This window comes from Salipiger sp. PrR003, from assembly GCF_010500785.1.
Lineage (GTDB): Bacteria > Pseudomonadota > Alphaproteobacteria > Rhodobacterales > Rhodobacteraceae > Salipiger > Salipiger pacificus_A.
Genome location: NZ_JAAGOV010000058.1, coordinates 15,534 through 39,783, shown reverse-complemented (window position 1 = coordinate 39,783; position 24,250 = coordinate 15,534). Strand labels below are relative to the sequence as shown.

The following is a 24,250-nucleotide window of genomic DNA, read 5'->3' as shown; positions in this document are numbered from 1 at the left end:
CTCGTATTGCTCGCGGATGTCGAGCGGGTTGGCGCGCAGCGAGTTCTCCATCCCGCGCTTGGCATCCTCGACCCAGCCCTCGATCTCGGAGGGCGTCAGGTCAAAGGACCGGCTCGCCTCCGACACGGTTGTCTTGCCCTGCATGATCTCGATCACCAGAGCCGTCTTCCGCTTCGCCGTCCAACGCTTGATGCTGTCGTCCATCGTCATACTCATTGCTACGTTCTCCCTTGTAGCATGAGCAGGTTTTCACTGGGGCGACAAAAGAAACCCACGCCAGAACAGCATGGCCAATAACGGTCGTTTTTGGCACGCGACCGGATGCTGCCAAGATCGCAAGAAAATATTGTGCCACAAACCCTTGGCGAAAAGCGTTTTGCTTCTGTCACGTTTTAGGCCATTTCCCGAAAGCCGACATTCGGACGACGCGTAGCATTCGACACCTTGGGCTCGGTGGAGCAGATCGCTGCACTCTGCCTGAACGGCAGCTTTCGGGAAATGGAGACAGTGGAGCTAGGTCCGCTAGCTGCGCTTCGCGGTTATTTACGCGATGCGCAGCGAAGGTCGGCTCTCCGCCCCTTCGAGCCAAGGCAGATCATCATGCAGCGCCGGACGTGAGCGGTGACTATGCCCCCTTGAAGCTGACCATTCGCTCCCAAGAGCGATGACGCTTCGTGTATTCGTAGCTGGTGTTGAGCCCAGCACCCCAGGAAGCCCCTTGGCGGCGTCACTCAGGTCTGATCTCCCGCTGATGGCGAGCAAGAAGGGAGACCAGTCTTCGGCCGGAAATCACCTTCTGGCGCTTGAGGTGGATGAGGCCCCGTTCGACCGGGTCGAGGTCAACGTCGTTTCCACAGACGCGAGCAAGGGTATCGGCGTAGATATCTGTTGCTGTGACGGGCACCTGACAATTTCTCCGCCTCTGATATCGGCTGAGGATCGTAGCGACAGCTTGCGTCGACTTAATGGTCATCATCGGAGTTCCCACCGCTTCTAAGCGACCTCGTGTCCAGGGTCTCACCATCGCAAGCCAGCCACACTGCGCCATGCTCAGGCTCATATACAGAGGGCACAACGGCCCTCCCCCGGATCTGCGGCTTCATGCCACGAACCGCACATCCCCCTCATACGCGAAAGGCGCCGGAGCATCAGCCCCAGCGCCTCTATCACCGTCTTTCAGAGAGCAGCCCAGGGACACAAGGCGGTACGTTTCGCCCTTGACACCCCTTGCGCAGACTTATGCTTCCGTTTGCGCATTCATCTGCTTTCTCTGACTTCTTTGACCCCTCAGCTCCTCAGCCGCACTTCGAGTGACCGCAGCTCGAGCAGGTCATGCAGCCTTCGACCATCATCATCGAGAACTGGCCGCAGGACGGGCAGGCCTTGCCTCGGGGTGCATCGAGGCCCACGACCTTCGCCGTCGGGTCGGCCTTCAGCCCCTTGCCCTCGCCCTCGAGGAAGCCGGTGGCGACGAGGTGCTTCTCGATCACCCCGCCGATCGCCGCGAGGATCGAGGGGATGTACTTGCCCTGCACCCAGGCGCCGCCACGCGGATCAAAGACCGCCTTGAGCTCCTCAACCACGAAGGAGACGTCGCCGCCGCGGCGGAAGACCGCCGAGATCATCCGCGTCAGCGCCACGGTCCAGGCGTAGTGTTCCATGTTCTTGGAATTGATGAAGACCTCGAACGGACGGCGGTGACCCCCGACGATGATATCGTTGATCGTGAGGTAGATGGCGTGCTCGCTGTCGGGCCACTTGAGCTTGTAGGTGTGCCCCTCGAGCGACTGCGGCCGGTCGAGCGGCTCGGACATATAGACCACCTCGGCGCCGCCACCTTCGCTCTCGGTGACCACGGCGGGCGTCTCTGCCGGGGTCTTCTCGGTCTTTTCCGAGACCGACAGGACCGAGCCGGTCACGTCGTTCGGGCGGTAGGTGGTGCAGCCCTTGCAGCCGGTCTCGTAGGCTTCCATGTAGACGTCCTTGAAGCCCTCGAAGGAAATGTCCTCCGGGCAGTTGATCGTCTTGGAAATCGAGCTGTCGATCCATTTCTGCGCCGCCGCCTGCATGCGCACATGCTCGAGCGGGGCCAGGGTCTGCGCGTTGACGAAATAGTCCGGCAGCTCGGCATCGCCGAACTTGTCGCGCCACATCTGCACGGCGTAATCGACCACCTCTTCCTCGGTGCGGGTGCCGTCTTTCTGCAGCACCTTGCGGGTGTAGGCATAGGCAAACACCGGCTCGATGCCCGAGGACACGTTGCCCGCGTAGAGCGAGATGGTGCCGGTGGGCGCGATCGAGGTCAGCAGCGCGTTGCGGATGCCATGGGTGCGGATCACCTCGCGCACGTCGTCATCCATCTGCAGCATGTTGCCCGAGGCAAGGAACTTTTCGGCGTCGAAGAGCGGGAAGGCGCCCTTTTCCTTGGCCAGTTCGACCGAAGCCAGATACGACGCACGCGCGATGCGCTTCAGCCAGCTCTCCGTCTGCGCGGCGGCCTCTTCCGTGCCGTAGCGCAGCCCCATCATCAGCAGCGCGTCGGCAAGCCCGGTGACGCCAAGGCCGATGCGGCGCTTGTTGCGGGCTTCCTCGGCCTGCTGCGGCAGCGGGAAGTTCGAGGCGTCGACGACGTTGTCCATCATCCGCACCGCCAGCGCGACCAGCTCGTCGAGCTTGGACTCGGGGATCTCCGCGCCGGGTTCAAAAGGCGTGTCCACCAGCCGCGCAAGGTTGATCGAGCCCAGCAGGCAGGCGCCATAGGGCGGCAGCGGCTGCTCGCCGCAGGGGTTGGTTGCGGCGATCTGCTCGATGTAGCTGAGGTTGTTCGCCTTGTTGATGCGATCGATGAAGATCACCCCCGGCTCGGCATAATCGTAGGTGGCCTTCATGATCTTGTTCCACAGGTCGCGCGCCTTGACCGTGTGGTAGACCTTGCCGTCGAACTGCAGGTCCCACGATCCGTCCGCCTTCACCGCTTCCATGAACGGGTCAGTGACCAGCACGGAAAGGTTGAACATGCGCAGCCGCGCGCTGTCGGCCTTGGCCGAGATGAACTGCTCCACGTCCGGGTGGTCGCAGCGCATGGTCGCCATCATAGCACCGCGCCGCGAGCCCGCCGACATGATCGTGCGGCACATTGCGTCCCAGACATCCATGAACGACAGCGGACCCGAGGCATCGGCGGCAACCCCCGCCACATGCGCGCCCTTGGGACGGATGGTCGAGAAGTCATAACCGATCCCCCCGCCCTGCTGCATGGTCAGCGCGGCCTCCTTGAGCATGTCGAAGATGCCGGACATGCTGTCGGGAATGGTGCCCATGACAAAGCAGTTGAACAAGGTGACCGAGCGCGCGGTGCCGGCGCCGGCGGTGATCCGGCCGGCGGGCAGGTACTGGAAGTCCTCGAGCGCGCCGTAGAACTTCTCTTCCCAGGCGTCCGCATCCGTCTCGACCGACGCGAGCGCGCGCGCGATGCGGCGCCAGCTGTCCTCGACGCTCTGGTCGATCGGGGTGCCGTCCGCCTCCTTGAAGCGGTATTTCATGTCCCAGATCTGTTCGGCGATGGGGGCGGCAAAGCGAGTCATGGCAGCAGACTTCCTTGTTGGCTCGTCAATTCGAGGGCGCGGCAGCAGCGCAGCGCAGCGGGTGGCAGGGCGGTGTGCCTACTCGCGACCGCCGCCCGATGCAAGAACGCGCGGTACGTAAGGGTACACGTTTTTCCGCGATCAGCCTACCACTGCTTGAAGCCGCTGTCGCAAAGACTACAATATCTGTCTCATCCTGTTGAGGACTCTGTGGAGCATTCCGTGGATAAGTTCACCCATCTGATCAAGCTCAGCGTCGGCACCGAAAGCGTCAAGACGCTGGCCGCCTGGCAATCTGGACGCGCTGCGCAGACCGCCGACCGCCTGCCCTGCCACATCACCCGCATGTGGCCGAAGCGCGAGGCAGAATTGCTCAACGGCGGCTCGATCTACTGGGTTTTCAAGGGGCTGATCCAATGCCGCCAGCGCGTGCTGCGGCTCGACGAGGTCACCGGACACGACGGCACGCGGCATTGCGCGCTGGTGCTCGACCCCGAGATTCACCGCGTCGCCACCAGCCCGCGCCGCCCCTTCCAGGGCTGGCGCTATCTCGATCCCAAGGACGCACCGCCCGATCTTTCGGCCGCCCGCGAGGACGATGACGAGCTGCCGCCCGAAATGGCTGGCGCCCTGGCCGAGATCGGCGTTCTCTAGCCTCCGCACCCCCTCCCCGCTCAGCCGCGCAGCCGCAGCGCGTACCACAGGTACGCGGGCACCTCCCGCAGCCCCACCTTCACCCGGTTTGCCGAAAGCGGCACGCGGGGCGAGTCGCTGCTGAGCGGCCCCAGCGCCGCCAGCCCCAGCCGCCGCGCCGCCAGCCGGGCGCGGGGCGCGTGGAACCCGTCGGTGACGATCACCACGCTTCCCGCCCCAACCTCCCGCAGCAGCGGCAGCGAGAACCGAAGGTTCTCCTCGGTGCTGGTTGAGCGCTCTTCCAACATCAGCACCGCCTCCGGCACGCCGGCCTCGCGGCAGAGCCGGGCGATCACCGCCGCCTCCGAGGGGGCGTGCCGCCCGACACCGCCCGAGGCGAGGATCGCAGACACCTCCCCCGACCGCCAGAGCCCCGCCGCATGAAGCGCCCGGCGCTCCAACGTCGGCGAGGCGCGCCCTCCGGCCCAGACCGCCGCGCCCAGCACCAGCGCCACCCGTTCCCCGCGCATTGCCCGCCCCTATTCTCTTCCCAAATTCGCAAATCCGGCGACGCCGCTCGCCTGCGCCGCCCGAAGCGAAGCACGCCCCGCGCCAAAAGAAAACGCCGCCGGGACATCCCGGCGGCGTTCCTCTCACCCGGCGATGCGGATCAGTTCGGGATCTCGGCGGTCAGCCCTTCGACGTAGAAGTCCATGCCAGCCAGCGTGCCGTCGTCGGCCACTTCGCCCTCGGCGAGCCAGGCCGAGCCGTCCTGCTTGTTGATCGGTCCGGTGAACGGATGGTAAGCGCCCGAGGAGATGTCGTCCTTCATCTTCAGCACGGTGGCCTTCACGTCCTCCGGCACCGGGCCGGTGATCTCGCCGATGCCGACCATGCCGTCACCGATGCCCTGCCAGACGTTCTGGCTCTCCCATGTGCCATCGATGATCGCCTGGACGCGGTCGATGTAATAGGGCGCCCATTCGTCGATGATCGAGCTGAGGCGCGGCTCGGGCGCATAGTCGTACATGTCGCCCGCCTGGCCGAAGCCGAAGCCGCCGGCCTTTTCCAGCACCGACAGCGGCGCGGTGCTATCGGTATGCGCCAGCACCACGTCGACGCCCTGGTCGAGCAGCGCCTGGGTCGCGTCAGCTTCCTTGGCCGGGTCGAACCATGTCGACAGCCAGACCACCGACATCTCGACGTCGGGGTTGGCCTTCTTGGCGTGCAGGTAGGACGAGTTGATGCCCCGGATCACTTCCGGGATCGGGAAGGAGCCGATGTAGCCGATCTTGTTCGACTTGGTCATCGCGCCGGCAAGGTAGCCGGTGATCGCGCGGCCCTCGTAGAAGCGCGCCGAATAGGCCGAGACGTTGTCGGCGGTCTTGTAGCCGGTCGCGTGCTCGAACTTCACGTCCGGGAACTTCGCCGCGACGTTGATCGTCGGGTCCATGTAGCCAAAGGAGGTCGTGAAGATCAGATCGGCGCCCGAGAGCGCCATCTGGGTCAGCACGCGCTCGGCGTCGGCCCCCTCGGGCACGCTCTCCTGCTCGATCATCTCGATGGAGTCGCCGAAGTGCTCCTTCATCTTCACCGCGGCCTCGTGATGGTGCTGCGACCAGCCGCCGTCGTTCACAGGGCCGACATAGACGAAGCCGATCTTCGGCACGTCCTGCGCGAAGGCCGGCGCGGCGGCAAGGGCGAGGCCGACGGCGGCCGAGGCGAGAAGCGTTCTGCGTTTCATTGTGGTTGGACTCCCTGTCTTCAACATTGTCCGGGTCCCCGGATTGGGTCTATGCCCCGCTCAGGCGGAGGCGTGGAAAGAGCGGCCCAGCGATCCGGGCGCGCCATGCACCCCGCGGGCCGAGATGATCACCAGCACGAGGATGGTGATCAGGTAAGGCGACATCGACAGCAGCTCGACGGGCACCTTGGCCCCCGCCGCCTGCAGGTTCAGCTGCAGCACGGTGACGCCGCCGAAGAGATAGGCGCCGATCAGCACGCCAAACGCGCGCCAGCTGGCGAAGACGACGATGGCCAGCGCGATCCAGCCCGCCCCCGCGGTCATCCCCTCGGTCCATTGCGGCACCCGCACGAGGCTGACGTATGCCCCGCCGAGCCCGGCGCAGGCCCCGCCAAAGAAGATCGCCGCCATACGCACCCGCACCACCTTGTAACCGAGCGCGTGCGCGCTCTCGTGGTCCTCGCCCACCGCCCGCAGGATCAGCCCGGCGCGGGTATACTTGAGAAAGCCCCAGACAGCCGCGACCAGCAGGAGGCTCACGTAGACCATGAAGTCATGGCGGAAGAACATCGGGCCGATCCCCGGGATCTCGGCGAGCCCGGGGATCCACAGCTTGCCCATGCCCGGTGCGCGCACGCCCTCGAAGCCCGCCCCGACCAGCGCCGACAGCCCCAGGCCCACCAGCGTCAGGCCAAGCCCCGTCGCCACCTGGTTCGACAGCAGCACCTGAGTCAGAAAGCCGAAACTCAGCGAGAGCACCGCCGATGCGAGCGCCGCCGCCAGGAACCCGACAACCGGCGAGCCGGTGCTCACCGCAGCCGCGAAGCCGACCACCGCGCCGGTGATCATCATGCCCTCGACCCCGAGGTTCAGCACCCCGGCCTTTTCCACCACCATCTCGCCGATGGCCGCCAGCAGGATCGGCGTCGCCGAGACCATGATCGAGGCGACAAGAAGTACGGGATCCATCAGGCCAGCTCCCTCTTGGCAAAGCGGATGCGGTAATTGGTGAAGACGTCGGTGGCCAGCAGGAAGAACAGCAGCATCCCCTGGAACAGCTGGATCGACGCCCCCGGCAGGCCGAGCATCAGCTGCGCCAACTCGCCGCCGATATAGGTCAGCGCCATCAGAAGCCCCGCCAGCAGGATGCCCACCGGGTGCAGCCGCCCGAGAAAGGCGACGATGATCGCGGTGAAGCCATACCCTGAGTTGAAGTCGATGGTGATCTGCCCCGCCGGGCCGGTGACCTCGAAGAGCCCCGCCATGCCCGCCAGCGCGCCCGAGATGCCAAGACAGAGAAAGACGATCCGCGCCGGGCTCACCCCCGAGAAACGCGCCGCCCGCGGCGCCTCGCCGGTGAGCCGGATGTTGAAGCCCTGGATGTGCCGCGCCATCAGCACGTAGGCACCGATCACCGCGATGAAGGCCGCGACCACGCCCCAATGCATGCCGGTGCCGGCGATCAGCTCGTCATTGTGGACCGCCGGCCATTGCTTGAAGTTGCGCGAGCCGGGAAAGCCCATGCCTTCGGGGCTGCGCAGCCAGCTCGCCGAGGCCGAGGCGAGGATGTTCTCGGCCACATAGACCAGCATCAGCGACACGAGGATCTCGTTGGTCCCGAGCTTGGTCTTGAGCACCGCCGGGATCATCGCCCAGGCCCAGCCACCAAGCGCGCCCGCGACCACCATCAGCGGGAAAAGCAGCACGCTTTCGGACGGATAGAAGGCCAGCCCCACGGCCGCGCCGGTCACGGCGCCCATGATGTACTGCCCCTCGGCGCCGATGTTCCAGATCCCCGCCTTGAAGCCGATCGAGAGGCCAATGGCGATGAGGATCAGCGGCCCCGCCTTCACCAGCAGCTGCGGCCGCGAGTAGCCGGCGAACTGCGGGTGGAACAGCGGGTCCCAGAAGATCGTGCGGATCGCCTCCAGCGGCGGCTTGCCGAGCAGCGCGAACATGATGCCGCCCACCACCATGGTCAGCACCACGGCCAGAAGCGGCGTCACGATGGTCCAGAGCCGCGACGGCTGCGGACGTTTCTCGAGGCGGATCATTGCGGGCCTCCCACCGGCGCCGCGCAGCTTGCACCGACGCACCGTGCGTATTTGAAAAGAGACGAAGCGCTGGTGAGGAAGAGGCCTACGGGCTTCTTCTCTTCACAAGTGCGCAATTCCGTCGCCAGCCAGGCGGCGCAGCGCCGGGGGTCAGCCATCGACATGGGCCACCTCCATATCATGCGCCCCGCCCATCATCAGGCCGATCTTCTCGATGTCGAGCTCGGCGACGGCGCGGGCGGGCGAGAGCCGCCCCTCGTTGAGCGCCGCGAAGCGGTCCGAGATCTCCATCAACTCGTCGAGATCCTGGCTGATGACGATGATCGCCGCGCCCTTGGCGGCCAGATCGAGCAGCGCCTGGCGGATCGCGGCGGCGGCAGCGGCGTCGACGCCCCAGGTCGGCTGGTTGACGATGAAGACGTCGGGGTTTTGCAGGATTTCCCGCCCGACGACGAACTTCTGCAGGTTGCCGCCCGAAAGCGCCCGCGCCGCGGTGCCCGGCCCGGGGGTGCGCACGTCGAAGCGCTCGATGACCTTCTCGGCGAAGCTCTTTGACTTGCCCCAGTCGATGAAGCCGCCCTGCACCAGCCCCTCGCGGCGCGCGCCAGTCAGCACGGCGTTCTCGGTCAGGCTCATGTTGGGCGCCGCGGCATGGCCGAGCCGTTCCTCGGGCCCCGACAGCAGACCGGCGTCGCGGCGCGCGACAGGGCCGAGGCGGCTCACGTCCTGCCCCTTGAAGAAGACCGTGCCCGCCGGCGCCAGCCGCTCGCCGGAAAGCGCCATCAAGAGCTCGTCCTGGCCGTTGCCGGCAACCCCGCCGATGCCCAGCACCTCACCGGCGCGAACCTCGAGCGAGACCTCGCGCAGCGGCGTGCCGAAGGCGCCCGGCGCGGGCAGCGAAAGCCCCTCGGTGCGCAGCAGCACCTCGCCCTTCTCGCCCGCCCGTGCCTCGGGGGCGTTGAAGCTCGAGCCGACCATCAGCTCGGCCATCTGCCGGGCGGTGACTTCGCGCGGGGTGCAGGTGCCGACGTTCTTGCCGAGCCGCAGGATCGTCGCCTCGTCGCAAAGCGCGCGGATCTCCTCGAGCTTGTGCGAGATGTACAGGATCGAGGTGCCCTCGGCGCGCAGCTTGTTCAGCGTCTGGAAGAGGATCTCCACCTCCTGCGGGGTCAGAACCGAGGTCGGCTCGTCCATGATCAGCAGGCGCGGGTTCTGCAGCAGACAGCGGATGATCTCGACGCGCTGGCGCTCGCCCGCCGAGAGCGTGCCGACGGTGCGCGTGGGATCGAGCGGCAGCCCATAGGTTTCCGAGACCTCGCGGATCTGCCGCGCAAGGTCGCGCGGCTTCGGCGGGTTCTCCATGCCGAGCGCCACGTTCTCGGCCACGTCCAGCGCCTCGAAGAGCGAGAAGTGCTGGAACACCATGGCCACGCCCGAACGGCGCGCGTCTGACGGCTTGCCGGGCGCATAGACCGCGCCATCGAGCACCATCTCGCCCGCGTCGGGCTTCACCAGCCCGAAGATCATCTTCACCAGCGTCGATTTGCCTGCGCCGTTCTCGCCGAGCAGCGCATGGATCTCGCCCTTGCCGATGTCGAAGGAGACATCGTCATTGGCCACGACGCCGGGGTAGGCCTTGGTCAGGCCCCGGATGCTGAGGAGTGTAGCCACGCCGTCCCGTCCCCTTTTTTCTGCCCCAATAGCTGTCCGGCCACGCCGATGGCAATCGCCTGCGGGTGACGCCCGTATGTTTTTTGACCAATAGGACAAGAAATGCGAGCTATTTGGGCATCTGCATGACCCAACGTCCTGAGCCGACTGCGGAAACGCGCCCATTTGGTCTCCGACCCGATCAGCCCGGCGAAGGCAAACCCATGGGTCAGCAGCGCATGGCAGAGCGCGAGGTCGATCTCGTGGCTGTAGGTGAGGATGAGATGCTCGGCCTCTTGCGGCGCATGGCGCACCGCGCGTGCCGGATCGGCGGCGGGCAGCAGGGTGACGCCCATCGGCACCGCCTCGGGGAAGCGCTCGAGGGCGGTGTCGATCCAGGTGATCGCCAGCTCTGGGAGTGGCGCCATGACCTGTACCATGGCCCGGCCGACATGGCCCGCGCCCCAGATCCAAAGCTGCCGGGCGGGCCGCGCCAACGGCTCGACCATCCAGCCCTGCACAAGCTGCGGCTCGGGCGCGCGACCCTGCGCGCGGGCGCGATCGATCAGCCGTTGCACCGCGAGCGGGCGCTCGCCCTGCCCGCGCGCAACGATCTCCTGCCCCTCCAGCGCCGCGACGCCAGCGGCGTCGAACACCTCGGTCCAGAGCACCACGGCACCGCCGCAGCATTGACCCAGCCCCGGCCCCAGCGGATGGCGGGTGAGCCCCGGGCCGCGCAGCGCCTGCTCCGCAGCCATGAGTTCCAGCGCGCCGCCGCCGATGGTGCCGCTCTGGCGCAGCTTGTCGGCCTCGTCCCAGACCAGCATGGCGCAACCGACCTCGCGCGGGGCCGAGCCCGAGACCTCGGCGATCACCACGCGGGCGACACGCCCATGCGCGGCGACAGCAGCCTTCAGCCCGGCAAGGTCAAACCCCATGGCGCAGCCTCCGTACTGCGGCCAGCAGGTTCTCCGGCGTCGCCGGGGCGATCAGGTCGGGATAGTCGTCGCCGCAGGAGGCCACCGCGTCCGACAGCGCGAGGAAGGCCGAGATGCCCAGCATGAAGGGCGGCTCGCCGACGGCCTTGGAGCGATAGATGGTCTCCTCGAGGTTGCGACCGTCCCAGAGCGCGACGTTGAACACCTCGGGCCGGTCCGAGCAGGCGGGGATCTTGTAGGTCGAGGGCGCATGGGTGCGCAGCGCGCCCTTGTCGTCCCAGACCAGTTCCTCGGTGGTCAGCCAGCCCGCGCCCTGCACGTAGCCGCCCTCGATCTGCCCGATGTCCAGCGCCGGGTTCAGCGAGGCCCCGCAGTCGTGCAGGATGTCGGCGCGCAGGATGCGGTTCTCGCCGGTCAGCGTGTCGAGCACCACCTCGGTCACCGCCACGCCATAGGCGAAGTAAAAGAACGGCCGCCCCTGCCCCCGGATGCGGTCCCAGTCGACCTTGGGCGTCTTGTAATAGCCCGTCGACGACAGCGACACGCGCCCCTGGTAGCAGAGCACCGCCGCCTCCTCGAAGGCAATGTCGGTGCCGCCGACATGCACCCTGCCGCCCTCGAAGCGGACGTTCCCGGGCAGGTCCTGGTGCAGCTCGGCCAAATGCGCGGCCATGCGGTCGCGGATCGTGTCACAGGCCGCCTTCACCGCCATGCCGTTGAGGTCCGAGCCCGAAGAGGCCGCCGTCGCCGAGGTGTTGGGCACCTTGCCGGTGTCGGTGGCGGTGATCTTCACCATCTCGAGCGGCACGCCGAAGCGCGCGGCGGCCACCTGCGCCACCTTCTGGAAGAGGCCCTGCCCCATCTCGGTACCGCCATGGTTGAGCTGGATCGAACCGTCCTGGTAGACGTGCACCAGCGCCCCGGCCTGGTTGAGATGGGTCAGCGTGAAGGAGATGCCGAACTTCACCGGCGAGATGGCAAGCCCTTTCTTGAGCGCCGGGTTCCTCTCGTTCCACGCATCCACCGCCTTGCGCCGCGCCGCGTAGTCGCTGGTCTCTGCCAGCTTCGCGGTCATCGCGCCGAGGATGAAATCCTCGACCGGCTGGCCATAGTGGGTCATCTGCGGTGCGTCCGGGACAGGCGGCGCCGAGGGCGCGGCCGGCGCGTCGCCTGCGCCGGCGAGCGCCCCGCGCGAGGCAAGATCGTCGCTGTCGTCATGCGCCAGCGGCTCTGTCCCCGCGGGGACACCCTTGGCCGACGTCCCCGCGGGGACGCTCTCCTCTGCCGTCCCCGCGGGGACAGTTTCCGCTGCCGCCCCTGCGGGGGCGAGGTCGGCATAATAGTTGCGGCGGCGCAGCTCCAGCGGGTCGATCTTCAAGTGGTGGGCAACGTGATCGATCACCCGTTCGATGCCGAAGAGCCCCTGCGGACCGCCGAAGCCGCGGTAGGCGGTGGCGCTTTGCATGTTGGTCTTCAGCCGGTGGCTCTCGACCCGCAGCGACGGGATGTCATAGGCGTTGTCGGCATGCAGCATGGCGCGGTCGGCCACGGCGAGCGAAAGGTCCTGTGCCCAACCGCAGCGTGTGTACTGTCGGAAGTCTACCGCCTGCAGGCGACCCGTCTCGTCGAAGCCGACGGTGTAGTCGATCCGGAAGTCGTGCCGCTTGCCGGTGATCATCATGTCGTCGTCGCGGTCGTAGCGCATTTTCGCCGGACGCCCGGTTTCCGACGCCGCGACGGCGCAGGCAATGGCCAGCGCATTGCCCTGGCTCTCCTTGCCGCCGAAGCCGCCGCCCATGCGCCGGGTCTCGACCCGCACGGCATGCATCGGCAGGTGCAGCGCATGGGCGACCTTGTGCTGGATCTCGGTGGGGTGCTGGGTGGAGCTGGCGACCACCAGATCACCGTTCTCCTGCGGCATCACCAGCGCCGCCTGCCCCTCGAGGTAGAAATGCTCCTGCCCGCCCATTTCGAGCGAGCCTTCAAGCGTGATCGGCGCGGCTTTCAGCGCTTCGGCAGCATCGCCCTTTTCCCATATGCGCGGGCCCTCCTCGAAGCGACTGTCCGCCGCCAGCGCTTGCTCGATGGTGAGGATCGGCTCGTGCTGCTCGTAGGTGATCCTAGCCAGCCGCGCCGCCTTGCGCGCGGCGAGGTGGCTGGTTGCGGCAACGAGGAAGATCTGCTGCCCGAGGTAGTGGATGGTCCCGTCCGAAAGCAGCGGTTCGTCGTGCAGCGAGGCCGAGCAGTCGCAGTCCGAGGGCAGGTCCTTGGCCTCCCAGACCTTCACCACGCCAGGGGCGGCGCGGACGGCGCCGAGGTCGATCTCGGTGATCCTGCCCGCCGCAATGGTCGAGAGGCCAAAGGCGAGATGCAGGCAGTCCGCCGGCACCGGGATGTCGTCGATGTAGCGGGCCTTGCCCGAGACATGCAGCGGGGCCGCGTCATGCGGCAGCGGTTTGGAGACGCTCATGCCCGCACCCCGCGCACATCGGTGGCCACGCCGAGATCGGCGATCAGGTAGCGGATCAGCATGTTGCGCGCGGCCTCCAGCCGGTAGCCGGCGCTGGCGCGCATGTCGCTCATCGGTTGATAGTCCGCGTCGAACTCCCTCGACGCCGCCATCACCGTGTCCTCGGTCCAGGGCTTGCCGATCAGCGCCTGCTCAACATGGGGCGCGCGCTTGGGTGTTCCGGCCATGCCGCCAAAGGCGATGCGGGCCTCGGCCACCCTGTCGCTCTCGACCTCGATCCAGAAGGCGCCGCAGGCGGCCGAGATGTCCTGATCGAAGCGCTTGGAGAGCTTGTAAACCCGGAGCCGGTCCGCCTTGCGCGGGATCGTCACCGCCTCGACGAACTCGCCGGGCTGGCGGTCCTGCTTGCCGTAGTCGAGGAAGAAGTCCTCGATCGGCATGTCGCGCCGCGTGCCTCCCTTGCGCAGGTGTAGCGTCGCGCCGAGCGCGATGAGCGCGGGCGGGTTGTCCCCGATGGGCGAGCCATTGGCGATATTACCGCCGATCGTCGCCGCCGCACGCACCTGCGCCGAGCCGTAGCGGCGCAGCATTTCGGCATAGCTGGGATAGTGGTCCTTCATCAGCGTGAGGACGCGGTCCATGGTGACCCCCGCGCCGATGCGGATCGCCTCCTGCGAGACGTCAATCTGCTGCAGGTCGGCGCAGCGATGGAGGAAGATCACCTTGTCCAGCTCGCGCAGTTGCTTGGTGACCCAGAGGCCGACGTCGGTGGCGCCCGCGACCAGCGTGGCGTCGGGGGTGGCCTCGTAAAGGCGCGCCAGCGCGTCGGCGGTTTCGGGCGCGGTCTCGGGAGCCGCCGCCAGAGGGGCGCTGTCCGCCAGCAGATTTCCTTCGGCGCTCATCCACTCGGGCACGGGCGCGCTTGCCGCGGCCTCGGCGGCGCGGACGATGGGCGCGTAGCCGGTGCAGCGGCAGAGGTTGCCCGCCAGCGCGTCGTCATGGCCGGTGTCGCCATTGAGATGCGCCGTGGCCATCGACACCACGAATCCGGGCGTGCAGAAGCCGCATTGCGAGCCGTGGTGATCGACCATTGCCTGCTGCACCGGGTGCGCCGTGCCGTCGGGGCCGGCGATGCCCTCGACCGTGCGCAGCGCCTTGCCTTGCAGCTGCGGCAGGAAGAGGATGCAGGCGTTGACCGCCCGGCTGCCGCGCGCATCGGTGACCATCACCGTGCAGGCGCCGCAGTCGCCCTCGTTGCAGCCCTCCTTGGTGCCCCGAAGCCCGCGCTCCTCGCGCAGCCAGTCGAGCGCCGTGCGCGTGGGAGACACGTCGCGCAGCACCACGCTTTCCCCGTTCAGAAGAAAGGAGATGTCCATTTTGATGACCCGCCGCCTTACCATTGATCATATCCCCGGTGCGCGCCCTCGATGCGGCGTAGAAGGCGCGCGGATTCTTGTCTCTTTGCCCTAACGCTAGGCGGCGGCTTTCCGGCTTGGCAAGAAAAATCTGCCCGTTTGGCAGGCAGACGCCACGACAGAGGCGCAAATTTGCGCATGACCGCGCGGGGTTGCCGCCCTGCGGCGATCAGCCCCCGGCAAGGAACTCCGCCAGCATCCGGCTCGCCGGGGCGTGGTTGAGGATGGTGTTGTGATCCCCCTCCTCGAAGACCTCGAGCCGCGCGCCGGGCATCGCCTCTGCCAGCGCACAAGCACCCGCGACGGGGGCCGCGTAGTCGTGCCGCGCGTGGACCACCAGCGTCTCGCCGCGCCGGGCCATGGCTGGCGGCCGCCAGTCGGTTCCGGGATCATAGGGTGCGCAGAGCCGCGCCACCCCCGCTTCGAACTGCCCTAGCGCCGCGCCCTCCAGTCCGTATTGCATACCGCCCAGCCGGATCAGCGCCGGCAGATCGACCGGTGTCGAGATCAGGGCGGCACGCGGGCAGGCGAGCCCCTCGCCCAGCGCGAAGAGCAGGCTGCGCGCGCCGACGCAATGGGCCCCGACGGCATCATAGGGACCGTGCTCGTCGAGGCAGAGGCGGATCGCGGGAACGATATCGGCAAGGCTGCAGAGCGTGCGGGCCGGGTGCAGGTGGCCCGGCAGGATCAGCAGGTCCACCGCTGCCCCGGCCCGGCGCAAGTCGCGCACCAGCCGGGAGAATTGCCGAACGTGACCGTCGTGACCGGGCACGAGCAACACGCGCGGTGCCCCGGCGCGCGGGGCCGCGTGCCGCAACAGGGCAGCCTCGGCGCCGAGCGGGACCAGTTCCGCCCCGTGGCGCGCGACATGGGCCGTGTCGAGATGCGAGGCGGGGCTGAGGTAGCGACGCGCAAGCAGCCGGCCGGTCAGCCTCGGTGCCAGCGCTGCGGCAAGATGCAGGGCCCGGCGACGGGTCGATAGGGCGCCCCGGGGCGCGAGACGCTCCTGTGCCCCGCCCGTATACCCTTCGCTCCGCCGTTCCATGCCGATCTTTCGCTCACTCGTACCGCGCTCCCGCCTTCAGGATTGCGCCATCAACGGCGCCGCGACAATTCACTTTCTCCGGGAATTTGCCTTGCTTTCTAAATGAGGTAAGCCTGCATCACCCTGGGCGCGCGCGCCGCCACGCGGGGGCTTTCGCCGCCCGCCGCCGCGCAATACTCTAAGCGCCATGAGCGATCCCCGATTCATCCACCTCCGCGTCCATACCGAATATTCCCTGCTCGAAGGCGCCGTGCGGCTGAAGAAGCTGCCCGGGCTCTGCGAGGCCATGGAGATGCCCGCCGTGGCGGTGACGGACACCAACAACCTCTTTGCCGCGCTGGAGTTCTCTGTGACCGCCAGCGGCGCGGGCGTGCAGCCGATCATCGGCTGCCAGGTCGATCTGCTCTACTTCGAGCCGGTGCCGGGAGAAAAGCCGAAGGCCCCCGCCCCCATCGTGCTCCTGGCGCAGAACGAGCAGGGCTACGAGAACCTGATGAAGCTCAACTCCTGCCTCTACCTGCGTGGTGACGGGCAGGAGCCGCATGTGACGCTGGACGATCTGCAGACCTATGGCGAAGGGCTGATCTGCCTTTCGGGCGGTCCCGACGGCCCCATCGGGCGGCACCTGCGCGAGAACCGCCGCGCCGCGGCGCAGACCCTGCTGACCCGATTGCACCAGATCTACGAGGACCGGCTCTACGTCGAGCTGCAGCGCCATCCCGGCGAGAACGGCCTGCCCCCCGAGGAGCGCATCGCCGAGCAGGGCCATGTGGAGATGGCCTACGAGATGGGCCTGCCGCTGGTCGCCACCAACGATGTCTATTTCCCCAAGGCCGAGATGTACGAGGCGCATGACGCGCTGATCTGCATCAGCGAAGGCGCCTATGTCGACCAGCAGGAACCGCGCCGCCGGCTGACCGCGCAGCACTACCTCAAGAGCCCGCAGGAGATGGCGACGCTCTTTGCCGACCTGCCCGAGGCGCTCGAGAACACCGTCGAGATCGCCCGGCGCTGCGCCTTCATGGCCTATCGCCGCGATCCGATCCTGCCGAAGTTCGCCGACGACGAGGTTGAGGAACTGCGGCGTCAGGCCAACGAGGGGCTTCAGGCACGGCTCGCGGTGATCCCGCACGCGGTCTCGGTCGAGGAGTACCAGAAGCGGCTCGACTTCGAGCTTGGCATCATCGAGGGCATGGGCTTTCCCGGCTACTTCCTGATCGTTGCCGACTTCATCAAGTGGTCCAAGGACAACGACATCCCCATCGGTCCGGGCCGGGGCTCGGGCGCGGGCAGCCTCGTCGCCTATGCGCTGACCATCACCGACCTCGACCCTTTGCGCTACTCGCTGCTGTTCGAGCGCTTCCTCAACCCCGAGCGTGTGTCGATGCCCGACTTCGACATCGACTTCTGCATGGACCGGCGCGAAGAGACGATCCGCTACGTGCAGGAGAAGTACGGACGCGACAAGGTCGGCCAGATCATCACCTTCGGCGCGTTGCTCTCGAAGGCCGCCGTGCGCGACGTGGGCCGGGTGCTGCAGATGCCCTACGGCCAGGTCGACCGGCTGTCGAAGATGATCCCCGTGGAGGGGGTCAAGCCCGTCTCCATCGAGAAGGCGCTGCAGGACGAGCCGCGGCTGCGCGAGGAGGCGCGCAACGAGGAGGTAGTGGACCGGCTGCTGACCTACGGCCAGCAGGTCGAGGGGCTGCTCAGGAACGCCTCGACCCACGCCGCGGGCGTGGTGATCGGCGACCGGCCGCTCGACCAGCTGGTGCCGCTCTACCAGGACCCGCGCTCGGATATGCCCGCCACCCAGTTCAACATGAAGTGGGTCGAGCAGGCGGGGCTGGTGAAATTCGACTTCCTCGGCCTGAAGACGCTGACCGTCATCCAGAACGCGGTGAACCTGATCCTGAAGTCGGGCCGCCCGATCCATGTCGCCGCCGATGGCACCGAGCTCTACGCCCCTCCCGAGGGCGCCGAGAACCAGATGAACCTCATCCCGCTGGATGACGAAAAGACCTACGAGCTCTATTCCGCCGCCAAGACGGTGGCGGTGTTCCAGGTGGAAAGCTCGGGCATGATGGATGCCCTGAAGCGGATGAAACCGACCTGCATCGAGGACATCGTGGCGCTGGTGGCGCTCTATCGTCCCGGCCCGATGGAGAACATCCCGGTCTATTGCGAGGTCAAGAACGGCCTGCGCGAGATCACCTCGGTGCACCCGCTGATCGATCATATCCTCGAAGAGACGCAGGGCATCATCGTCTACCAGGAACAGGTGATGCAGATCGCGCAGGAGATGGCGGGCTACTCGCTCGGCGGCGCCGACCTGCTGCGCCGCGCCATGGGCAAGAAGATCAAGGAGGCGATGGACGCCGAGCGTCCGAAGTTCGAGAAGGGCGCGGCCGAGAACGGCGTCGACAAGAAGAAGGCCTCGGAGGTCTTCGACCTTCTGGAGAAATTCGCCAACTACGGCTTCAACAAGTCGCACGCGGCGGCCTATGCGGTGGTGTCCTACCAGACCGCCTGGCTGAAGGCGAACCACCCGGTGGAGTTCATGGCTGGTGTCATGAACTGCGATATCCACCTGACGGACAAGCTCGCGGTCTATTTCGACGAGATGAAGAACGGGCTGAAGCTGCCCTACGTGCCGCCCTGCATCAACCGCTCGCAGGCGAGCTTTGACGTGGTCAATGGCGAGCTGGTCTACGCTCTGGGGGCATTGAAGAACGTCGGACTGGATGCCATGCGGCTGGTGGTCGAGGGACGGGGCGACACGCCCTTCACCACGCTCTTCGACGTGGCCCGCCGGGTCGATCTCAAGCGCGTCGGCAAGCGCCCGATGGAGATGATGGCCCGCGCGGGTGTCTTCGACCAGCTCGACAAGAACCGCCGCCGGGTGTTCGACAGCCTCGACGCGCTGGTCGCCTATTCCGCCGCGATCCACGAGCAGAAGGCCTCGGCGCAGGTCTCGCTCTTCGGCGAGGCCGGGGACGATCTGCCTGAGCCGCGGCTTTCGCCTGTGCCCGACTGGCTGCCCGCCGAGCGGCTGTCGGAAGAGTTCAAGGCGATCGGCTTCTACCTCTCGGGCCACCCGCTCGACGACTACATGCCGGCGCTGAAGCGGCGCGACGTGATGACGCTTGAAGAGGCGACGAACAAGGCGCGGGGCGGTCCGTGCATCGCGAAACTCGCGGGCGTCGTCGCCGGGCGGCAGGAGCGCAAGTCGGCCAAGGGCAACCGTTTCGCCTTTGCCCAGCTTTCCGATCCCACCGGCGCTTATGAGGTCACGCTCTTCTCCGAGACGCTGGAGAAAAGCCGCGAGTTCCTCGAGACCGGCTCGAAGGTGGTGATCACCGTCGAGGCCACCATGGAGAGCGACCAGCTCAAGCTGCTGGCACGCTCGGTGGGGCCGGTCGAGCAGGTGGTCGCGGGCGCGGGCGCCACGGGGCTGAAGATCTGGATCGAGGGGGCGAGCGCGATCAACCAGATCGCCTCGGTGCTGTCGCGTGCCGCCGAGCAGATGCCCAAGGCCGGGCGCGGCCCGGTGCGGCTCTGCCTTGCCGACCACGGGCTGCCGGGCGAGGTCGAGATGGACCTGCAGCAGGACTTCCCGGTGACGCCGGAGATCAAGGGCGCGGTGAAATCGCTGGGCGGGGTGCTGGCGGTCGAGGACTTCTGAGCGGTCCGCCGCCGGTTTTCCAAGCCTCGACAAGGGCTTGTGGATCCGTGCTCGAAAAAGGGTTACACGAAGGTTGAACATTCTGGCCCGCGCGCTGGTTCGCGCAGGCCACCACTGCCGACGGTCCCTTTTCTGGAGAGCCCTCGTGGCACCCACCGCCCCGCCCCTCCGCGCTTTGGCGCAGATCCTCCCGGCCCTGGTCGCGACGCTGGCCCTGGCCGCCTGCGAAACACCGGGCGAAGTGCCGCGGCTGTCGGAGGTCGAGCTGGATGAGAGCGCCGGTCAGAGCGCCGCCCTGCCCTCCGAGGCCGAGCTCTCGGATGAGGGAGGATTGCGCGCCGCCCCCGAGACCCCCGTGCCGCGAACAGCGCCGCCGCAGGGCGGGCTGCTGGGCTGGCTCGGAGGGCAGGCCGCGGCGGCCAAAGGCACGGGTCCTGACGCGCGGCAGGTCCCCTTCGGCACCGCCCTGCCCCATGGCGAGATCGCCCGGGTCTGCGGCGTTCCCGAGAGGCGGCTGGGCGTGCCGGTGGCGCAATATCCCGAGACCCGGCGCGGCTACGTTCTCTATGACAGCCGCCCCGGCACGACAGCGCCGCGCGCGCTCTACATCACCGGCTTCGACGATGGCTGCGCCCGGCAGGTGACCGGGGCTCTGGCGCTCTTCGGCGATCCCGAGCTGCATGAGCAGCTGCGCTACGGGCTGGCGGGGGGCAGCCTGCCGAAGGGGCCGGTGGACGGGGCCTACGAGACGGTGAAGGCCGAGGTTTGCGGCGTCGCTCCGGGCCGTCCCTGCGGCCGGGCGATGCGGAGGCTTGCGCGGGACACCGCCTTTGTCAGCGTCTACCCGGCCTTCGGCAGCGCATCCTACGTGAACCTGCTGCTGCACGACGGGCAGGTCGTCGCGCTCGAGCAGCACTGACGCGCGGCGAAACTCTCAGTAATGCGGCGGGCGCTCGTCGCCGAGGACCACCCCGCCGCCGCCGTCGCTCTCGCGCGCGGCCTCGCGCTCCATCAGCAACTGAACGCGGTACTGGAGCAGGGCGATGTCCTTGTCCTGCCGGGCAACGGTCTCGGACAGATCGTCCACCGCGCGCTGCAGATGCGCGATGCGTTCCTGCAGGTCTTCTAGCTGCTGCGGCATGCGGGGCTCCTTCCCTCGCGGCGAGGGGTTGGGGGACGTCTGCCCCGCAGATAGGCGGCGCGGCGCGGCTTGTCCATGGGGCCGAGGTCGGGACTCTGCCCCCCCCGCCCCGACGCTGCCTGCGTGTCCCCCGGGACAAATCCCCGTTGACGCGAGGTCACGCCGCGCGGCGGCAAGCGCCGGTTTCCAGCGCGGGCCAGAGACTTTGCGCCGCGGAGCGCATGCCGAGGAGCGTGAGCTCCGACGCGGAGGGGCGCAGGGCGAAAGATGGTCGTGCCGGTTTCGGGGATCGCCTTGCCGGTCAGTTCCGCCATTACCGCGAGCGCGGTGACTTTGGCGGTCTTGTTCTGATCCGCCGCCATGCCGAGGGTCGCCCAGCATCTCAGGGGCTCGACCGGGCGCATGTTCTCCTTGTGCGCCAGCGCGACGTCCTTGCAAAACCCCTCTGGCGCGCCCGTCCCGCCTACACCCCCCGGAGACAATCGCTGGGCCGCGGCCCAATATGCCTCCGATGCCAAGGCCTTTGCTTGCTCCTTGGTGGTCAAGCGGCTATGGGATGCGCGCAATCTGGACAGCCGGAGCGAGGCCATGGCCAAGGAAAAGAAAGCCCCCCGCCCCCGGGCACAAACGCCCAAGGGGTTCCGCGACTATTTCGGCACAGAAGTGACCGAGCGTGCGCATATGCTGCATACCATCGCCGGGGTCTACCATCGCTACGGCTTCGAGGCGCTGGAAAGCTCCGCCGTGGAGACCGTCGAGGCGCTTGGCAAGTTCCTTCCGGACGTGGACCGTCCGAACGAAGGTGTCTTTGCTTGGGAAGACGATGACTACGGCTGGGTGGCGCTGCGCTACGACCTGACCGCGCCGCTGGCGCGGGTCTATGCCCAGCACCGCAACGACCTGCCGACCCCCTATCGGCGCTACGCCATGGGGCCGGTCTGGCGCAACGAAAAGCCCGGCCCGGGCCGCTTCCGCCAGTTCTACCAGTGCGATGCGGATACCGTGGGCGCGCCCTCGGTGGCCGCCGATGCCGAGATCTGCGCGATGCTCTCGGACACGCTGGAAGAGGTCGGCATCCCGCGCGGCGACTACCTTGTGCGGGTCAACAACCGCAAGGTGCTGAACGGCGTGCTCGAGACCATGGGCCTGTCCGATGATGCCCAGCAACAGGCGGTTCTGCGCACCATCGACAAGTTCGACAAGGTCGGCGAGAACGGCGTGCGCGAGCTCTTGGGCAAGGGGCGTCTCGACGCCTCGGGCGCCTATATCGACGGCGTGGGCCTTTCCGACGATCAGGCGGCGCCGGTGCTGGCCTTCCTGACCTCGAAAGGGGCCGATGCAAGCGCGACGCTGGCCAACCTGCGCGCCGCCATCGGCGGCTCGGCAGTGGGTGCCGAGGGCGTGGACGAGCTTGAACAGATCGCCACCCTGCTCGACGCGGGCGGATATGGCTCCAGCCGCATCGAGATCGACCCTTCGGTGGTGCGCGGCCTCGGCTATTACACCGGCCCGGTGTTCGAGGCAGAGCTGACCTTCGAGATCCTCGACGAGAAAGGCCGCAAGCGGCAGTTCGGCTCGGTCTCGGGTGGCGGGCGCTACGACGATCTGGTCAAGCGCTTCACCGGCCAGTCGGTGCCCGCGACCGGCGTGTCGATCGGTGTCGACCGGCTGCTCGCCGCGCTGCGCGCCAAGGGCCGCATCGGCGGCGCGGCGCAGGGCCCGGTCGTGGTGACGGTCATGGATAAGGCGCGCATGGCCGACTATCAGGCGATGGTCGCCGAGCTGCGCAACGCCGGCATCCGCGCCGAGGTCTACCTCGGCAACCCGAAGAACTTCGGCAACCAGCTCAAGTACGCCGACAAGCGCGAGTCTCCCGTGGCCGTCATCGAGGGCGGTGACGAGAAAGAGCGCGGCGTGGTGCAGATCAAGGATCTCATCCTCGGCGCCAAACTGGCGCAGAACGCCAGCCTTGAAGAGTGGAAGGAGCGCCCCTCGCAATACGAGGTGCCACGCGACCAGCTGGTCGCCAAGGTGCGCGAGATCCTGAGCCAATGGGCGTGAGTTTCGCTGCCGAGAAGGCCGAGGCGGAACGGCTGAGGGCGGTCTTTGCCGAGGCCGGGGCGCAGCCGCTCGACTGCGCGATCATGCAGTCGGCGGAAACGCTGCTGGATTTGTATGGCGAGGACATCCGTGCCCGCGCCTATGTCACCCACGACCCGTCGCGCGGCGAGATGATGCTGCGTCCCGATTTCACCGTGCCGGTGGTCGAGATGCATATGTCCGACGGCGCCGAGCCCGCCCGCTACACTTATGCCGGTGAGGTCTTCCGCCGCCAGGAAGAGCACCCCGAGCGCCCCTCGGAATACTACCAGGTGGGCTACGAGGTGTTCGACCGGGGCGACCAGGCGCAGCTCGACGCCGAGGTCTTCGGCCTCTTTGCCGAGGTGCTGAAGCCGGTGAACCTGCGCCCGGTGACCGGCGATATCGGCATCCTGACCGCCGCCGTCGCGGGACTGCAGACCTCGCAGGAGCGCCGCGACGCGCTCTTGCGGCACATCTGGCGCCCGCGCCGCTTCCGCGCCCTGCTCGACCGCTTCTCTGGCAAGACGCCGGTGCCCGCCCCGCGCGCCGCCATGCTGGCACAGGACGACCCGATGGCCAAGGCCGGGCGGGTGATCGGCCTGCGCTCCGAGCGCGAGATCGAGGCACGCATCGCCGCGCTGCGCGCCGATGCCGCCGAGCCGCCACTGTCCCGCGCCCAGGTCGACATGATCGACGCCGTCCTTGCGGTGCGCGAGACCTGTTCGTTTGCGCTCGAGCACCTGCGCGACATCGCCGTGGATATGCCCGCCCTGCTGCCCGCGCTCGAGACCTTCGAGCGCCGCTGCGAGGCACTCGCGGCGCGCGGCGTCGACGTGGCGGAACTGGACTTCGAAGCCAGCTACGGCCGCAGCTCGATGGAATATTACGACGGCTTCGCCTTCGGCTTCGTCTGCGAGAGCCGCCCGGACCTTCCCCCCATCGCCACCGGCGGGCGCTACGATGCGCTGACCCGGCGGCTCGGCGGCGGGCAGGAGATTCCGGCGGTGGGCGGCGTGATCCGACCGGGCATCCTTCTGGAGGTGGCGAAATGACCATCAAGCTCGGTGTGCCCTCCAAGGGCCGTCTGATGGAGAAGACCTTCGACTGGTTCGGCGCGCGCGGCGTCACGCTCTCTCGCACCGGATCGGACCGTGAATATGCGGGCGCGGTCGAGGGCGTGGACGGCGTGTCGCTGGTGCTGCTGTCGGCGGGGGAAATCCCGCGCGAGCTGGCGTCGGGGCGCATCCATCTCGGCGTCACCGGCACCGACCTCATCCGCGAGAAGCTGGTGCAATGGGACCAGAAGGTCGAGCCGCTGGCCGAGCTGGGCTTTGGGCAGGCGGACCTCATCGTCGCCGTGCCCGCCGCCTGGGTCGACGTGGACACGCTCGACGATCTCGACGGGGCCGCCGCCGCCTTCCGCGCGCGCCACGGCTTCCGCATGCGCATCGCGACCAAATATCACCGGCTGGTGCGCGACTACCTGCGCATGGGCGGTGTGGCCGACTACCAGCTCGTGGACAGCCAGGGCGCGACCGAAGGCACGGTGAAGAACCTCACCGCCGAGGCCATCGCCGACATCACCTCGACCGGCGAGACGCTGCGCGCCAACCACCTCAAGGTGCTGGCCGAGGAGCCGGTGCTGCGCAGCCAGGCGACGCTCTTCCGCTCGCGGGCGGCAAAGATGAACGATGCCGACCGCGAGGCGCTTCGGGTGCTCTGCGAGATGCTGCACGTCTGATCAAGAAAAGGCCCCCGCCAGTGCGGGGGCCTTTTCTCTTCGAAGGGAGGTGCAACGCCCTTGGGACG

General features: G+C 67.6%; 19 protein-coding genes. 6 read left to right on the top strand and 13 right to left on the bottom strand.

Annotation, left to right across the window (positions count from 1 at the left end; translation table 11 throughout):
- Both G0D83_RS21365 and G0D83_RS21360 read right to left on the bottom strand, forming a co-directional pair.
- A partial coding sequence (locus G0D83_RS21365; protein WP_164196711.1) for a DUF1153 domain-containing protein occupies nucleotides 1-216 on the bottom strand: 216 nt, incomplete at its 3' end.
- A 1,079-nt stretch (nucleotides 217-1,295) separates the two neighbouring features.
- Nucleotides 1,296-3,584 carry an adenosylcobalamin-dependent ribonucleoside-diphosphate reductase gene (locus G0D83_RS21360; RefSeq protein ID WP_164196710.1) on the bottom strand — a complete coding sequence of 763 codons (2,289 nt, stop codon included), beginning with the start codon at nucleotides 3,582-3,584 and terminating at the stop codon, nucleotides 1,296-1,298.
- Nucleotides 3,585-3,806: 222 nt separating this feature from the next.
- Here G0D83_RS21360 and G0D83_RS21355 point away from each other — a divergent pair, with 222 nt between their 5' ends.
- Entirely contained in the window at nucleotides 3,807-4,238 is a 432-nt protein-coding gene (locus tag G0D83_RS21355) for a DUF1489 domain-containing protein (protein WP_164196709.1), read from the top strand.
- A gap of 20 nt (nucleotides 4,239-4,258) precedes the next feature.
- Here G0D83_RS21355 and G0D83_RS21350 read toward each other — a convergent pair whose 3' ends face one another.
- From G0D83_RS21350 to G0D83_RS21310, 9 genes are all read right to left on the bottom strand, one after another.
- Entirely contained in the window at nucleotides 4,259-4,747 is a 489-nt protein-coding gene (locus tag G0D83_RS21350; RefSeq protein ID WP_203595048.1) for a YdcF family protein, read from the bottom strand.
- A 140-nt stretch (nucleotides 4,748-4,887) separates the two neighbouring features.
- Nucleotides 4,888-5,961, bottom strand: coding sequence for a BMP family ABC transporter substrate-binding protein (locus tag G0D83_RS21345; RefSeq protein WP_108967875.1), 1,074 nt, complete (start codon nucleotides 5,959-5,961; stop codon nucleotides 4,888-4,890).
- 60 nt (nucleotides 5,962-6,021) lie between these two features.
- Nucleotides 6,022-6,930, bottom strand: a complete 909-nt coding sequence (locus G0D83_RS21340) for an ABC transporter permease (RefSeq protein WP_164196708.1) — start codon at nucleotides 6,928-6,930, stop codon at nucleotides 6,022-6,024.
- Nucleotides 6,930-8,015: an ABC transporter permease gene (locus G0D83_RS21335; RefSeq protein ID WP_164196707.1), complete on the bottom strand. Its 1,086-nt coding sequence runs from the start codon at nucleotides 8,013-8,015 to the stop codon at nucleotides 6,930-6,932. The genes G0D83_RS21340 and G0D83_RS21335 overlap by 1 nt, the downstream gene beginning before the upstream one ends.
- Before the next feature lie 150 nt (nucleotides 8,016-8,165).
- Nucleotides 8,166-9,686, bottom strand: a complete 1,521-nt coding sequence (locus G0D83_RS21330; protein ID WP_164196706.1) for an ABC transporter ATP-binding protein — start codon at nucleotides 9,684-9,686, stop codon at nucleotides 8,166-8,168.
- The gene (gene xdhC / locus G0D83_RS21325) at nucleotides 9,656-10,603 is read right to left on the bottom strand and encodes a xanthine dehydrogenase accessory protein XdhC (protein ID WP_164196705.1); all 948 of its coding nucleotides are present in this window, start codon (nucleotides 10,601-10,603) and stop codon (nucleotides 9,656-9,658) included. The genes G0D83_RS21330 and xdhC overlap by 31 nt, the downstream gene beginning before the upstream one ends.
- Entirely contained in the window at nucleotides 10,593-13,073 is a 2,481-nt protein-coding gene (locus G0D83_RS21320; protein ID WP_164196704.1) for a xanthine dehydrogenase molybdopterin binding subunit, read from the bottom strand. The genes xdhC and G0D83_RS21320 overlap by 11 nt, the downstream gene beginning before the upstream one ends.
- Nucleotides 13,070-14,449: a xanthine dehydrogenase small subunit gene (xdhA, locus tag G0D83_RS21315; protein WP_164196703.1), complete on the bottom strand. Its 1,380-nt coding sequence runs from the start codon at nucleotides 14,447-14,449 to the stop codon at nucleotides 13,070-13,072. The genes G0D83_RS21320 and xdhA overlap by 4 nt, the downstream gene beginning before the upstream one ends.
- A 208-nt stretch (nucleotides 14,450-14,657) precedes the next feature.
- Nucleotides 14,658-15,533 carry an alpha/beta hydrolase gene (locus tag G0D83_RS21310; RefSeq protein ID WP_164196702.1) on the bottom strand — a complete coding sequence of 292 codons (876 nt, stop codon included), beginning with the start codon at nucleotides 15,531-15,533 and terminating at the stop codon, nucleotides 14,658-14,660.
- 187 nt (nucleotides 15,534-15,720) lie between these two features.
- Between G0D83_RS21310 and dnaE the strand changes: the two genes are divergently transcribed.
- Both dnaE and G0D83_RS21300 read left to right on the top strand, forming a co-directional pair.
- On the top strand, nucleotides 15,721-19,218 hold the full coding sequence (dnaE, locus tag G0D83_RS21305; RefSeq protein WP_164196701.1) for a DNA polymerase III subunit alpha: 3,498 nt from the start codon (nucleotides 15,721-15,723) through the stop codon (nucleotides 19,216-19,218).
- A 145-nt stretch (nucleotides 19,219-19,363) separates the two neighbouring features.
- The gene (locus G0D83_RS21300) at nucleotides 19,364-20,137 is read left to right on the top strand and encodes a hypothetical protein (RefSeq protein ID WP_164196700.1); all 774 of its coding nucleotides are present in this window, start codon (nucleotides 19,364-19,366) and stop codon (nucleotides 20,135-20,137) included.
- Nucleotides 20,138-20,152: 15 nt separating this feature from the next.
- Here G0D83_RS21300 and G0D83_RS21295 read toward each other — a convergent pair whose 3' ends face one another.
- Nucleotides 20,153-20,359, bottom strand: a complete 207-nt coding sequence (locus G0D83_RS21295; RefSeq protein WP_108967894.1) for a SlyX family protein — start codon at nucleotides 20,357-20,359, stop codon at nucleotides 20,153-20,155.
- Complete coding sequence (locus G0D83_RS32820; protein ID WP_370457293.1) at nucleotides 20,344-20,763, bottom strand: hypothetical protein; 420 nt, start codon at nucleotides 20,761-20,763, stop codon at nucleotides 20,344-20,346. Before G0D83_RS32820 ends, G0D83_RS21295 begins: the two co-directional genes overlap by 16 nt.
- Before the next feature lie 184 nt (nucleotides 20,764-20,947).
- Between G0D83_RS32820 and hisS the strand changes: the two genes are divergently transcribed.
- Genes hisS through hisG form a run of 3 tightly spaced genes read left to right on the top strand, consistent with a single transcriptional unit; the run spans nucleotide 20,948 to nucleotide 24,182 of the window.
- Nucleotides 20,948-22,420 (top strand): histidine--tRNA ligase, encoded by a 1,473-nt coding sequence (gene hisS, locus G0D83_RS21285; protein WP_164196699.1) that lies wholly within the window; start codon nucleotides 20,948-20,950, stop codon nucleotides 22,418-22,420.
- Nucleotides 22,411-23,493: an ATP phosphoribosyltransferase regulatory subunit gene (locus tag G0D83_RS21280; protein ID WP_164196698.1), complete on the top strand. Its 1,083-nt coding sequence runs from the start codon at nucleotides 22,411-22,413 to the stop codon at nucleotides 23,491-23,493. The genes hisS and G0D83_RS21280 overlap by 10 nt, the downstream gene beginning before the upstream one ends.
- Nucleotides 23,490-24,182 carry an ATP phosphoribosyltransferase gene (hisG, locus tag G0D83_RS21275; RefSeq protein ID WP_164196697.1) on the top strand — a complete coding sequence of 231 codons (693 nt, stop codon included), beginning with the start codon at nucleotides 23,490-23,492 and terminating at the stop codon, nucleotides 24,180-24,182. The genes G0D83_RS21280 and hisG overlap by 4 nt, the downstream gene beginning before the upstream one ends.
- Nucleotides 24,183-24,250: the final 68 nt, after the last annotated feature.

Coding starts and splice junctions, on each gene's coding strand:
- G0D83_RS21360 (WP_164196710.1), bottom strand. CDS start 3,584: ATGACTCGCTTTGCCGCCCCCATCGCCGAACAGATCTGGGACATGAAA.
- G0D83_RS21350 (WP_203595048.1), bottom strand. CDS start 4,747: ATGCGCGGGGAACGGGTGGCGCTGGTGCTGGGCGCGGCGGTCTGGGCC.
- G0D83_RS21345 (WP_108967875.1), bottom strand. CDS start 5,961: ATGAAACGCAGAACGCTTCTCGCCTCGGCCGCCGTCGGCCTCGCCCTT.
- G0D83_RS21340 (WP_164196708.1), bottom strand. CDS start 6,930: ATGGATCCCGTACTTCTTGTCGCCTCGATCATGGTCTCGGCGACGCCG.
- G0D83_RS21335 (WP_164196707.1), bottom strand. CDS start 8,015: ATGATCCGCCTCGAGAAACGTCCGCAGCCGTCGCGGCTCTGGACCATC.
- xdhC (WP_164196705.1), bottom strand. CDS start 10,603: ATGGGGTTTGACCTTGCCGGGCTGAAGGCTGCTGTCGCCGCGCATGGG.
- G0D83_RS21320 (WP_164196704.1), bottom strand. CDS start 13,073: ATGAGCGTCTCCAAACCGCTGCCGCATGACGCGGCCCCGCTGCATGTC.
- xdhA (WP_164196703.1), bottom strand. CDS start 14,449: ATGGACATCTCCTTTCTTCTGAACGGGGAAAGCGTGGTGCTGCGCGAC.
- G0D83_RS21310 (WP_164196702.1), bottom strand. CDS start 15,533: ATGGAACGGCGGAGCGAAGGGTATACGGGCGGGGCACAGGAGCGTCTC.
- dnaE (WP_164196701.1), top strand. CDS start 15,721: ATGAGCGATCCCCGATTCATCCACCTCCGCGTCCATACCGAATATTCC.
- G0D83_RS21295 (WP_108967894.1), bottom strand. CDS start 20,359: ATGCCGCAGCAGCTAGAAGACCTGCAGGAACGCATCGCGCATCTGCAG.
- G0D83_RS32820 (WP_370457293.1), bottom strand. CDS start 20,763: ATGCGCCCGGTCGAGCCCCTGAGATGCTGGGCGACCCTCGGCATGGCG.
- hisS (WP_164196699.1), top strand. CDS start 20,948: ATGGCCAAGGAAAAGAAAGCCCCCCGCCCCCGGGCACAAACGCCCAAG.
- G0D83_RS21280 (WP_164196698.1), top strand. CDS start 22,411: ATGGGCGTGAGTTTCGCTGCCGAGAAGGCCGAGGCGGAACGGCTGAGG.
- hisG (WP_164196697.1), top strand. CDS start 23,490: ATGACCATCAAGCTCGGTGTGCCCTCCAAGGGCCGTCTGATGGAGAAG.